Genomic DNA, 13,388 nt, shown 5'->3' with positions numbered 1-13,388 from the left:
GTACATAAGACTGTGCCGCAAGGATCGTTCCGCGCAAAATAAAGACCTTCCGAGGCGGAATCATGGTACCGCTTCGAAAGGTCCGATCCGAAATTTCAGGCGGGTTTCGCTTAAAGCTTTCAGCTCTTCGTTCTTCTGCTCGAAGCCCTATGCTGCGATCTACTTGACGATCGCTCCGTTAGGCATTCCTTCCGGTACAGACGCAATCGTCAGCTGGTCACCCTGTGAGGCAGCCAAAATCATGCCCTGCGACAGCTCCCCGCGCAGCTTGACGGGCTTCAGATTGGCCACGACAATGACCTTACGTCCGACAAGCTCTTCCGGCTTGTAAAATTTGGCGATGCCGGAAACGACCTGGCGCTGCTCAAAGCCCAGATCCAGCTGCAGCTTGAGCAGTTTATCCGCCTTCTTGACCGGCTCGCACGCCAGAACTTCAGCTACGCGCAGCTCCACCTTAGCGAAATCCTCGATCCCGATTTCTTCCTTGTGTTCCGCTTCTTCCTCCGCCTTCGCAGGCTCGGACGGTTTGGCAGCAGCTTCAGCCCCCTCTGCCTTTGCCGCCGGGACGCCGCCAGTCATCGACTCGGCAATATACGCAATTTCCTGTTCGGCATCCAGCCGCGGGAAGATCGGTTCCGCTGCGCCAAGCCGCGTGCCGGCCGGAATGAGGCCAAAGGTCTTTGCGCTTTCCCAGACGGTCAGCTCGCCTTGTTCAATGCCAAGCTGGCTCCAGATTTTCGCCGGAGCGATCGTCAGAAACGGCTGGAGCAGAATGGACGCAATCCGGAGCGATTCGAGCAGATGGACCATGACTGACGCAAGCTGCTCACGCTTCGCTTCATCCTTTGCCAGCACCCATGGCTGGGTTTCATCAATGTATTTGTTCGTCCGGCTGATAAACTGGCCAATGGCCGTCAGGGCCACCGAGAACTCCATGTTCTCCATGACCTCTTCGACCTTCTCCACCGTACGCTTTGCCGTAGCGGTCAGCTCCGCGTCAAATGGAGTGGCGTCCGGTACATAGGTCGGTACGACACCGTCAAAATATTTGCCGACCATCGCCACCGTTCGGTTCAGCAGATTGCCGAGATCGTTGGCGAGATCGGAGTTGACCCGCTCGACAAAGCTTTCCGGCGTAAAGCTGCCGTCTGCGCCGAACGGCACCTCCCGCAGCAAATAATAACGGGTGGCATCAAGTCCGTACCGGTCGATCAGCGTATTCGGATCCACTACGTTGCCCTTGGACTTGGACATTTTGCCGCCTTTCATCAGCAGCCAGCCGTGGGCGAATACCTTCTTCGGAAGCGGAAGGCCAAGCGCCATCAGCATAATCGGCCAATAGATCGTGTGAAAGCGCACAATTTCCTTGCCGACCAGATGAACATCGGCCGGCCAGTAACGGTCATAAAACTCCGTATTGTCCGATCCGTAGCCAAGCGCCGTAATGTAATTGGACAGGGCGTCGATCCAGACGTAAACGACATGCTTCGGATCGCCTTTCACTTTTACTCCCCATTCAAAGGTCGTACGGGATACCGCCAAATCCTCCAGACCCGGCTTGATGAAGTTGTTGATCATCTCATTCTTGCGGGATTCCGGCTGAATGAAACCCGGATTCTCGTCATAGAACTGAAGCAGACGATCCGCATATTTGCTCATACGGAAGAAATAGGATTCTTCCTTTACGAGCTCAACGGGATGACCGCTGTCCGGGCTCTTGCCGCCGATAATTTCGCCCTTTTCATTTTTGACAGGGTCAACGAGCTGGGTTTCGGTGTAATACGTTTCATCGGGAATGCTGTACCAGCCTTCGTATTCACCCTTGTATATGTCTCCTTGCTGCAGTAGGCGGTCAAAAATGTCCTGAACCGCTTTTTTATGCTTTTCATCGGTCGTCCGGATAAAGTCGTCATTGGAAATATCAAGCTTCTTCCACAGCTCCTTGATGCCCGCAACAATGCCGTCAACGAATTGCTGCGGCGTTTTGCCCTGCTCCTGCGCTTTGCGTTCGATCTTCTGGCCGTGTTCATCCGTCCCCGTCAAATAGCGCACATCATAGCCGCGAAGACGCTTGTAGCGAGCCATGGCATCGCCTGCGACCGTCGTATAGGCATGGCCGATATGCAGCTTGTCGCTTGGATAATAAATAGGCGTCGTAATGTAAAATGTCTTTTTTTCAGCCATTACTATAAACACTCCTCTTTCAAAATAAAGTTCCGGTAAGCGAAAAAAACTCCCGCCCCACATTCGGGACGAGAGAGTTCTCACGCGTTACCACCCAATTTTCCCCGCTTCTTCACAGTCAGCAGGCTTAGCAGGTTCATTTCTGAACCGTTCCGTTAACGCCGGATTTCGCGCCCCTCCCTTACCGCATGACCTGCGGCTCGAAAGGAGTTCCTCCCGGACCATCTTCCAGCGATTCTTCAGACCGGTTCCCAGCATTCCCGGCTCTCTGTGCTGATTCCTCACTGTACTTATCCGTTCAATGGACAACATATTCAAGCATTATTATTTCCTAATATATGAAAAGTAACCCTCACTGTCAAGCATGGCCGCCTTGTTTCGTTCCAATTTTTTCCTTGACGCCGCGTTTTGGCGGAACCGGGTCAATTCCCCCCGGATGAAAAGGATGGCATTTGGCAATCCGTTTGGCGGCAAGCCAGGTGCCTTTCAAAGCGCCGTGAACCTCGATGGCCTCAAGGGCATATGCCGAACATGTCGGATAAAATCTGCAGGTCGGCGGCTTCAGCGGCGAGATGAATTTACGGTAAACATGAATAGGAGCCTGGACGGCTTTTCTGGTGATCTTCATGATTTTGAAGTCTCATGGCCAGTCACGTCCTGGCCGGGAACGTTCTGTGCCGGATTCAGATTGGAACGGCAGTTCTTGCAATAACCGAATACTTCAAATTTATGCTTCACAACCTGGAACTGATCCGGCGCGTCGGCAAAGGTCATAGGGCAGAAATGAATCGGATATGTCTTCTCGCAGCCCAGGCAGATCATATGATGATGGTGATGTTCTTCACTGCAGCCTACCCGAAACTTCAGGCCATCCTCAAATACAACCTGTTCCAGGACCCCCATTTCTTCCATGATGCGCAAATTCCGGTACACCGTATCGAAACTGAGTCCGCTGTACTTCTTGCACATAAAGTCGTACACGTCTTTAGGCGTCAAGTAGCCGTCGGTATCCGCAAAAAGCTTGGCTAACGTTCTGCGCTGATCCGTGATCCGCAGACCTTGGCTGGACATCGTATGAATAATTTCGTCTGCAGAAAGCATAGAGGCGGTTCCTCCTTTTGGCATTGCTGTACATCCAATAAAAGTCTTTTATTCTCTGATATCTATAATGCCCCAAATCGGTTGGAGCGTCAATGAACCCTGCTCCTTCTCCGGCGAACAGACAAAAATGAAAGCGGCAGGCGGCATAACATGCCTTAACCTGCCGCTTTATGTTCAGCGCCTTCCCGGTCAATCGGTCATTCGGCTTTCATTTCCGGTAAAGGCTGGAAGAGAAGATTGATGGACAAATTGCTGCCCGGCGCTGCGGTAAACAGAAAATCAACCGTTTCCGTAGTATCTCCTGTACGATACAGGACGGCTGTATCGTTCGGAGCATTGAGCACGCCATTCACGGGAAGGTCGACGATCATGCCATTTACCATGATAGCCCCGGAGTAGGTGCCGCCGCGCGGATTAAAAGTAATCAGCGTATGCGGCGCCACATTCGTGGCTTTGATCTTGTAGAACACACCAAAGTTGCCCGCATTTTTCGCCTCCGTATAGTTCGGGGTATCGATTCCGGACTGGAACGGATCGCTCACATTATCTCCGATCAGCAGACGTTTCGGAACATCGCCGAGCAATTCGTCATATTGGATAATGCGTGTGGCATCAGGATAAGTGCCGCGATTGTGGACGCCGTCACGCGGCAGAACGCTAAGCGTAGGCAAGGTTGCAATCGGATCTTTATTCGCGTCGATCATAATGACATCGAACTGAATGGGATAGTCTGTATAGATGTCCGAAAGCAATGAAATGACCTGGTGCAGCTTCATTTTGCCGGCACTCAGTTCGCTGAAGATGACCTTGCTTTCTCTCGGGGCCAGGGTAATATCCTGTTCCGCCGAACGGGTCTGGATGGATGTGAAATAACGTTTCGCGGACAATTTGCCCGTTGCGGTCGCATTTTCATTTGGACCAGCAAATCCTAACGAGTCGATATACAAGCTGGCAGCCTCGTCATTCGTATTGGTTGCAATGACATACATCCGCACATCCTTGCCGGTTTCATTCGCATGATGGATCATGAAGCGGGCTCTTCCGACCGATGTTTCGGAATAGAGAATGCCTTCACTTGTCGTTGTTTCGGGACTGTTGCTTCGAATCAGCGTTACAGGCTCGGTCGAAAATGTATAATTGACCTTCGCCCAGCCTGGAACCTGGGTCCCGTCAAACGTATATTTATCGCCAACCGGTACAAACAGCTGGTTAAAATCCGATTCGTTGTAAAGCGTTTCGCCCGTTATATTAACGGTACGCTCTACAGTTGACGACAAGCCGTATTTATTCGTCACCTTCAGCCTGATCGTCTGAGGCCCCGGCTCAAAGAACGCTAATTTGTTGTTCTCCCATTGAACCTTGACGATAGAATTCTCTTCATCGGTGCTTTGATTCGTATAAGTAATCTTCTCGCCCATTCTATAAGTATCTTTGTCGGTTGTAAAAGCGGCTACCGGTGGTGTATGCGGTTTAACTACGTTGATTGTCAGCACGTACGGATCACTCCATTGGCCGGAAGCGTCCTGTACACGGTAAGTGACAACATAGCTGCCCGGTGCGGAAAAAATCTCTTCACGCCCGGTCCATTCCTCATTCACGATGGACTGCCCCGTCGGTGAAAAAGAAGACGTAATGTAATTGACCCGGGTCTCACCCGCAACGATCTCGCTTGGCCCTACCGTAAACTTGGCCACCGGCTTCGTGGATACGGTTAGGGTAATTTTCTTGGCTTTCAAATCCAGGGTGTAAGGCAAATGAAGCGCTGCTGTAATCGATGTGAACGGCACCATAAATACGTTCTTTTTCGTGGAATAGGATTTGCCTTTCATCGTTTGGATAACGCCGTTCACTTTGTAGGTATTGCTGTTCAGCTTGAAACGAAGCTCATCCGCTCCGCGCGTGATCACCGTTTCTTTGGTTGCGCTGTCATAACGGATCGCAAGCCCTGCGCGGTCAACCAGAGAACGGATGGCGACGTAAGAAACTCCGTTCTTCACGGTCATCGGTTCGGCCGCCTTGTACTGGATACCCCCCTGATACATTAAATTGCTGTTCAAGATCAGGATTAGCTGATCCGCTGACAAGGCGGATTGATAAGTGGCGGACACTGCACTTTCTGCCGATTGCGCGGCTTGACCTGACGTACTAGGGCTAATCGCCTCAGTCTGGCTGCTGTTCTGCGTTTCTTGCTCTGCTTGCTGAGAGTCTGTTTGCTGAGAGCCGGCTTGCTGACCCGGGTTCTGTGTATCTGAAGCTGAGGTACCGGATGAACTTGCATCCCCCTGACCATAGGTCTGCTGGGTAACTGTGTCTCCACTGCCATTCTCGGCACCCGCGCTGGGAAGGACCGTGGCAATCTGTGATGCGGCTAGGACAGTTGATAGTAATAATTTCCGGAATTTCATTGTAGGCTCCTTTATGTCTGTATTTGAACCAATCGTTCAAAAGTCACATTCTATTAAACGCTTTGCAGCCCGAAAAGTTTCTAAACTTCCGAAAAAAAAGAAAAATCCGGTAGAATTGCCGAGAATTAAGGCAGGTTCTTCCGATTGTTATACTTCGTCCAGACCTTCTAAACGATTCCCGTTTCGATTCTGTACATTTCATTCAAGCTGACAGGAAGCTTACCACTGGGCTGTTCCGCTCTGCTAGAACTTTACCAACGCGCATCTAAAAAACAAAAAGAAAGCGGTTCAGCCTCACACGAAGTGAGCGTTCACCGCTTTCGTTGTTATTTACGCATCATTTTATTGGCGGGACGTTATTCCGCTGATCACTTTGTCCACATATGCTTCTTTCATGCCTTGCTCAACAAGACGGTAGGCTCTGTCAACCTCTTCGGAAGTTGGAGAAGGCACGCCCTCAAGCGGATATTCCCACTTCAAGGCTTCCCATTTGTATACTCCCATTTGGTGATACGGTAAAATTTCAAATTTCTCTACCGCGTCCAAACCGCCCATAAATCGGCCAAGCCGGAGCAAATCCTCTTCATCCGTGTTGATGCCGGGAACTAGCACATGTCTGATCCACATCGGGCGGTTATGATCCGACAGCCACCGGGCCATTGCGAGCATGCGCTCGTTTGGTTTACCAGTTAGCTTGATATGCTTCTCGTTGTCGATGTGCTTCAGGTCAAGCAGCACCAGATCCGTTACATCGAGCAAATCCTTGATTTTGTCCCCATCATTATATCCGTTGGTATCCAGTGTCGTATGAAGATTCCAGCGCCGCTTCACTTCGCGGAACAATTCGGTAACAAACTGAGCCTGAAGGGTAGCTTCTCCGCCGGAGACGGTTAATCCGCCGCCGGAATTACGATAGTAACGGAGATACGGTTCAATTTCGGAGAGCACCTCTTCCAGCGTCATATCCTTGCCGCCTTCAAGATTCCATGTGTCCGGATTGTGGCAGTACTGGCATTTCAGGAGACACCCCTGCATAAAGAGTACGAAACGTATTCCGGGGCCATCGACCGTTCCGAAAGTTTCCAATGAGTGTATATGCCCTTTAATCATGTTACGTCATCCTTTCTGCAGGGGCTGCAGGAAATATATACCCTTGGATTACATCGATTCGTGGAATGTCCGGCTGATGACATCCAGTTGTTGTTCACGACTCAGTTTGATGAAGTTAACGGCATAACCGGATACGCGAATCGTAAGCTGCGGATAGTTCTCCGGATGCTCCATGGCGTCAAGCAGCTGCTCACGGTCAAAGACGTTAACGTTCAGGTGATGCGCATGGCCGCCGAAGTATCCGTCCATCATCGCTACCAGGTTGCTCTTGCGAGTTTCAGCTTCTTTACCAAGCGCCTTAGGAACGATGGAGAAGGTGTTGGAAATACCGTCAAGGCTGTGCTCGTAAGGCAGTTTCGCTACAGAGCTCAGGGATGCAAGAGCACCTTTCTTGTCGCGTCCGTGCATTGGGTTCGCACCAGGTGCAAACGGTTGACCGGCTTTGCGTCCGTCCGGTGTAGTACCTGTTTTCTTACCATACACAACGTTAGAAGTAATGGTCAGAATGGATTGAGTAGGCAATGCGTTCCGGTACGTTTTGTGTTTGCGAATCATGCCCATGAAGGTTTCCACAAGATCAACGGCAATGCTGTCAACGCGGTCGTCATTGTTGCCGTAGCAAGGGAATTCACCTTCGATTTCAAAATCAACGGCAATGCCTTGTTCGTTGCGGATCGGTTTTACTTTGGCATATTTGATAGCGCTCAGGGAGTCGGTTGCTACAGACAGACCGGCGATACCGCAAGCCATTGTCCGAAGAATGTCACGGTCATGGAGAGCCATTTCAATTCTTTCGTAAGAATATTTATCGTGCATGTAGTGAATGACATTCAGCGCATTTACATAAAGTTTTGCGAGCCATTCCATCATAGGAATCAAACGTTTCTTAACTTCATTGTAATCCAGCACTTCTGAAGTGATAGCCGGATATTCAGGTCCTACTTGAACGCCTGATTTTTCGTCTTTACCGCCGTTGACGGCATACAGCAGAACTTTTGCCAGGTTCGCGCGGGCGCCGAAGAACTGCATTTGTTTGCCGATTTCCATAGCGGATACGCAGCAGGCGATACCATAATCATCGCCGTAAATCGGACGCATCAAATCGTCGTTCTCATATTGGATGGCACTGGTTTCAATAGATACTTTCGAGCAGAATTTCTTGAAGCTTTCAGGCAGATTCTCGGACCAGAGAACGGTAAGGTTTGGTTCCGGAGCCGGTCCCAGATTGTACAAAGTATGCAAGAAGCGGAAGCTGTTCTTGGTGACGCGAGTTTTGCCGTCTACGGCCATACCGCCAATGGATTCCGTTACCCATGTAGGGTCGCCGCTGAACAGTTCGTTATATTCTGGAGTACGCAGGAATTTAACGATCCGCAGTTTCATTACAAAATGGTCAACCAGTTCTTGCGCTTCTTGTTCTGTCAATGTTCCTTCAGCCAGGTCGCGTTCGATATAAGCATCAAGGAAGGAGGATACGCGTCCAAGGGACATTGCCGCACCGTTTTGTTCCTTAACAGCAGCGAGGTAACCGAAGTATACCCATTGGAAAGCTTCTTTGGCTGTAGCAGCCGGTTTCGAAATATCAAATCCGTGCATGGCAGCCATTTCCTTCAATTCGCCAAGCGCGCGAATTTGTTCGGAAAGCTCTTCACGAAGACGAATCACATCTTCATCAATCACATCTACTTCAAGCTCTCTTTGTTCTTGTTTCTTTTGCGCAACAAGGAAGTCAGTACCGTAAAGAGCTACCCGGCGATAGTCGCCGATGATGCGGCCGCGGCCGTATGCGTCAGGAAGTCCGGTAATAATCCCGGCTTTACGCGCTGCTCTCATTTCAGGAGTATATGCATCAAACACGCCTTGGTTATGTGTTTTGCGGATATCCGTAAACATCTTCACGATTTGCTCAGGAACTTCAAAACCGTATGCTTTGCAAGCATCGATCATCATCCGGATCCCGCCGAATGGTTGAAGGGAGCGTTTGAATGGCTCATCGGTTTGCACACCAACGATTTGTTCTTTTTCTTTATCCAGATAGCCTGGTTTGTGGGATACGATCGTAGCTGGCGTATTCACATCAACATCCAGTACGCCGCCTGCTTCGCGTTCTTTTTTGGACAAATCGGATACAATTTTCCAAAGGTCTTTCGTATTTTGAGTTGCGCCTTGAAGGAAAGACTCATTTCCGTAATAAGGAGTGATGTTTTGCGCGATAAAGTCGCGGACATTCACTTCTTTTTCCCATTTGCCGCCTTTAAAACCTCTCCAACCCGGTTGTGCATTCGTAACTTCTCTTTCAATCACCGACATTTGTATTCCCTCCATTTATATAGTTTGGAGTACGAAGGCTTGAAGGTTATCCTCCGCCTCTAGATCCCTAAAATTTGTGATGTATTTCACAACTCAGAGTCTGATGAGGCCAGTTTCGATGCTATATCCGCTGTTCCCATCATGCCGTGCGGGATCTTTTATGCCATTATATTAGCTTATCCCCTGCGTAAAAGGATGTGACAAATATCACTTTTCGGGTGATATTTGTCACTTTTTTCACAATCTTTCTATTACTCTTCAAATCTGCCGTAGAAGGCGTCTCTGTACACTTCTGCCAGTTCGGTTACGAGCGGAAGTTTAGGGTTCGCAGTTGTACATTGGTCTTCAAATGCGCGGTCTGCAAGGTAGTCAACACGCGATTCGAAATCTTTCGGATCAAAGCCTAGCTCCTGGAAGGATTCAGGGATGCCCAGTTTTCTGTTCAGATCGCGAATCGCATTGATCAGGCTCTTCACGCCTTCCTCGGTTGTGCGCGCAGGCAGTCCCAGAATGCGGGCGATTTCGGCATAACGTTGGTCCGCCACGAAGTTTCTGTATTTAGGCCATGCTGCGAATTTCGTTGGTTTCCTCGCATTGTAGCGGATAACGTGCGGCATCAGGATTGCATTAGTGCGTCCATGCGCCGTGTGGTATTGTCCGCCCCATTTATGAGCCAAGCTGTGGTTAATTCCCAGGAAGGCGTTTGCAAAGGCCATACCTGCCAATGTAGAAGCGTTATGCATTTTTTCCCGGGCCAGCTTGTCGCCGGTCAGCGCCGATTTCTCCAGGTACCCAAATACCAGCTGGATCGCTTTGATGGCAAGGCCATCGGTATAGTCGCTCGCCATAACCGATACATAGGCTTCAATCGCATGTGTCAATACGTCCATACCGGTGTCGGCAACAGCTACTTTCGGCAAGCTGTAGACGAATTCCGGGTCGATGATCGCTACGTCCGGCGTAAGTTCATAGTCAGCCAAAGGATACTTGGTATTGCCGCTCTCTTTGTTCGTGATGACAGCGAATGGCGTTACTTCCGAACCTGTGCCCGAAGTTGTCGGAATCGCAACAAATTTTGCTTTTTGACCCAGGCTCGGGTATTTGTACGTCCGTTTGCGAATATCCATGAATTTTTGTTTCAAATTGTGGAAATCGGTATCCGGGTATTCATAGAACAGCCACATGCCTTTCGCGGCATCCATTGGCGAACCGCCGCCAAGCGCGATGATGCAGTCCGGCTGGAATTTGGCCATCAGCTCCGTACCGCGTGCAACGGTTGTTGTCGATGGATCCGGTTCAACATCCGAGAACACTTCGATGGCAACAGGCGTTTGGCGCTGACGCAGATAATGCTCCACTTTTTCCACATAACCGAGTTTGACCATCATCGGGTCGGTTACGATCATGACGCGGCTGATATCCGTCATTTTGGCAAGATATTGCGTAGCGCCTCTTTCAAAATAAATCTTGGAAGGTACTTTAAACCACTGCATGTTCACGGTACGATGATTCACCCTTTTCACGTTGATCAGGTTTACGGCTGAAACGTTCTGCGACAAGCTGTTGCGTCCGTAAGAACCGCAGCCGAGTGTCAGGGATGGCAGGTTCGTGTTGTAGATGTCGCCGATACCGCCTTGCGAAGAAGGTTGGTTCACCAGAATCCGGCAGGTTGGCATCCGATCCGAGAACTTTTGAATAATCTCTTCATTATTGGAATGAATCACCGACGAGTGGCCCATACCGCCAAAATGAACGATTTCTTCAGCAAGGTCAATGCCTTGTTCTGCTGTCTTCACTTTATAGCAAGCCAGTACCGGGCTGAGCTTTTCGGCAGACAACGGATATTTAGGTCCAACTCCCTCAATTTCAGCCACCAGGATTTTGGTTCCCGCAGGAACTTGAATCCCGCACATTTCAGCGATCTTAACGGCAGGCTGGCCTACAATCGAAGGATTTACGGCGCATTTATCGGCAATGATAGCCCCAGCCGTCAGTTTGGCGGCTTCTTCCTTGTTGACGAAGTAGCAGCCGTTCGCGATCATTTTCTTCTTCACTTGATCAAAAACAGGCTCTTCAATAATGACCGCTTGCTCGGAAGCGCAAATCATGCCGTTATCGAACGTCTTGGACAAGATCAAATCGTTAACCGCTTGATCCAGGTCGGCGCTCTTCTCAATGAAGCAAGGAACGTTGCCGGGTCCTACGCCGAGAGCGGGTTTCCCGCAGCTGTATGCCGCTTTCACCATTGCGGAACCGCCGGTTGCCAGGATGCAGGCTACGTCTGGATGGTTCATAAGCGCACCCGTTTTGTCCATGGAAGGAGCTTCGATCCATTGGATACAATCTTCGGGAGCGCCATGCTTGATTGCTGCTTCCAGCAGAATTTTGGCTGCTTCGCGGCTGCATTCCTGGGCTGACGGGTGGAAGCCGAAAATGATCGGGTTGCGTGTCTTGATCGCGATCAGAGATTTGAAAATCGTTGTTGAAGTCGGGTTCGTTACCGGAGTAATCCCCATGATGATGCCGACAGGTTCGGCAATCTTTTGGTAGTATTCGAATTCGTTGTCTTCAATAACGCCGACTGTTTTGTTGTTCTTGATGCTGTGCCAGATGTATTCTGTTGCAAACATGTTTTTGATGATTTTGTCTTCATATACCCCGCGTCCGGTTTCTTCTATGGCTTTCTTAGCGAGATACATGTGCTTGTCGAGTCCGGCCAGAGCCATGGCCTGCACAATATCGTCTATTTGTTCCTGGTTCATGCTGGAAAAAGCTTCGGAAGCTTTCTTTGCTTTGTCAATCAGACCTTGAACATACTCCGCTGCAGTTGGCTGTGCGTTGGTGGTCGCTTCATTTTTAACGGCCATCTCTCTCATCCTCCCAGGATATTACTTTGTAACACTTTGTTACAAAGTTTTTCGCTTTAAAATGTTTGTGAATTTATTCACGTACTCATCATAGCATAACAATTTTAATTTTGTAAAGTGAATTTTTTCACAAACATTATTTTTATGAAAAATAGTCTTTTCATCGTCTTCTTCCTTTTCGTTTCTGCCCCATTGACCCGGTTAAACCAGTTTTTTCGCTGCCAACCTTCCGTCTTAAGCTCGTTGCAATCATCCTCATTTTTTTGTTATGTTTAAACCAATGAATCCATATTTAAAGTGAAATTAGTCACAATGTTAAAAATTTCGCCACTTTTTCCGCCTGCAAAAGCCACACATCCCGTTTTATACAGGTTATAATTAATTTAAAATTTCAGAAAAATTTGGAGTATAAAGGGGCAACCAATAATGAGTGAACAAACCAATAGTGTTGAAACCCAAGGGAATACCAACTGTTTCTCGGAACAAAACTTCAATCGGCTTCTGGTTATGATGAAAGAAAAAAACTATCCACAAGGCTCCCATTTGTTCTGGGAAGGCGACTTGTCGGATAAGCTGTTCTATATTAAACGCGGCCGGGTTAAAATGACGAAATCGACGGATGAAGGCAAAGAGCTTATTCTCTACATGTATGGACGCGGCGACCTGATCGGCCAGGCCGACCCGTTCTTCAGCTCGAAGCACAGCTTTACGGCTGAAGTCGTTGATGATTGTGAAGTCGGCATTGTAGAGCATAAGGATTTGGAGATTCTGATTTGCCAGCATTGTGATTTCGCGATTGACTTCATGAAATGGATGGGGATTCATCATCGCTTGACCCAAACGAAATTCAGAGATTTGATGATGTACGGCAAGCCGGGGGCTCTTTGCTCCACACTTATTCGCTTGAGCAATACCTATGGCGAGCAGCATGAGGATACGATACTTATCAATAAAAAGATTACCCACACCGATCTTTCGAACATGATCGGCGCTACCCGCGAAAGTGTCAACCGGATGCTCAGCGACCTGCGCAAAAAGGATGCTCTGGATTATGAGAACGGGATGATCGTCATTAAAGATTTGGTCATGCTGCAGGATATTTGCCACTGCGAGCTTTGTCCAAATGAAATTTGCCGCATTTAATCAGGCTGCCATGGAAATATGCTAGAGTAAAGGGCAGAAAGTTCTGCCCCTCCTCATCAAACCGTACGTGAGGTTTTCCCTCATACGGCTTTCCGATGTTCGTCATTCATGTGCATGCAGATCACAAGAGCGTCTTTAGTTCGAGCTGGTTGGTCATGAACTTTACTTCGGCAAACGAGCTCATCCACTTCTTTCGCTGTCTCTTCTTGGCATACCATCGGGTCAGTCTTTGCAGGATGTACCAATCCAGTTTGGCCAGCTTTCCCTG

General features: G+C 49.2%; 8 protein-coding genes. 1 reads left to right on the top strand and 7 read right to left on the bottom strand.

The window, feature by feature from the left end; all coding sequences use genetic code 11:
* Nucleotides 1-159: 159 nt before the first annotated feature.
* The 7 genes from metG to adhE form a co-directional block, all read right to left on the bottom strand.
* Nucleotides 160-2,184 carry a methionine--tRNA ligase gene (metG, locus tag K7397_RS03285; RefSeq protein ID WP_223066521.1) on the bottom strand — a complete coding sequence of 675 codons (2,025 nt, stop codon included), beginning with the start codon at nt 2,182-2,184 and terminating at the stop codon, nt 160-162.
* A gap of 358 nt (nt 2,185-2,542) precedes the next feature.
* On the bottom strand, nt 2,543-2,812 hold the full coding sequence (gene yidD / locus K7397_RS03280; protein ID WP_223066520.1) for a membrane protein insertion efficiency factor YidD: 270 nt from the start codon (nt 2,810-2,812) through the stop codon (nt 2,543-2,545).
* A complete protein-coding gene (locus K7397_RS03275) occupies nt 2,809-3,285 on the bottom strand; it encodes a Fur family transcriptional regulator (protein ID WP_223066519.1) in 477 nt (158 codons plus the stop codon). The genes yidD and K7397_RS03275 overlap by 4 nt, the downstream gene beginning before the upstream one ends.
* A 197-nt stretch (nt 3,286-3,482) precedes the next feature.
* Nucleotides 3,483-5,690: a stalk domain-containing protein gene (locus K7397_RS03270; protein ID WP_223066518.1), complete on the bottom strand. Its 2,208-nt coding sequence runs from the start codon at nt 5,688-5,690 to the stop codon at nt 3,483-3,485.
* 342 nt (nt 5,691-6,032) lie between these two features.
* On the bottom strand, nt 6,033-6,800 hold the full coding sequence (gene pflA, locus K7397_RS03265; protein WP_223066517.1) for a pyruvate formate-lyase-activating protein: 768 nt from the start codon (nt 6,798-6,800) through the stop codon (nt 6,033-6,035).
* Between the two features lie 48 nt (nt 6,801-6,848).
* A complete protein-coding gene (gene pflB, locus K7397_RS03260) occupies nt 6,849-9,110 on the bottom strand; it encodes a formate C-acetyltransferase (RefSeq protein ID WP_223066516.1) in 2,262 nt (753 codons plus the stop codon).
* A 251-nt stretch (nt 9,111-9,361) separates the two neighbouring features.
* The gene (gene adhE / locus K7397_RS03255; RefSeq protein ID WP_223066515.1) at nt 9,362-11,977 is read right to left on the bottom strand and encodes a bifunctional acetaldehyde-CoA/alcohol dehydrogenase; all 2,616 of its coding nucleotides are present in this window, start codon (nt 11,975-11,977) and stop codon (nt 9,362-9,364) included.
* 426 nt (nt 11,978-12,403) lie between these two features.
* Here adhE and K7397_RS03250 point away from each other — a divergent pair, with 426 nt between their 5' ends.
* Nucleotides 12,404-13,120, top strand: coding sequence for a Crp/Fnr family transcriptional regulator (locus tag K7397_RS03250; protein ID WP_223066514.1), 717 nt, complete (start codon nt 12,404-12,406; stop codon nt 13,118-13,120).
* The last annotated feature ends 268 nt before the right edge of the window (nt 13,121-13,388 follow it).

Source organism: Paenibacillus caui, from assembly GCF_019904135.1.
Classification (GTDB): Bacteria; Bacillota; Bacilli; order Paenibacillales; family Paenibacillaceae; genus Fontibacillus; species Fontibacillus caui.
This window is presented reverse-complemented; position numbering and strand designations above follow the sequence as displayed.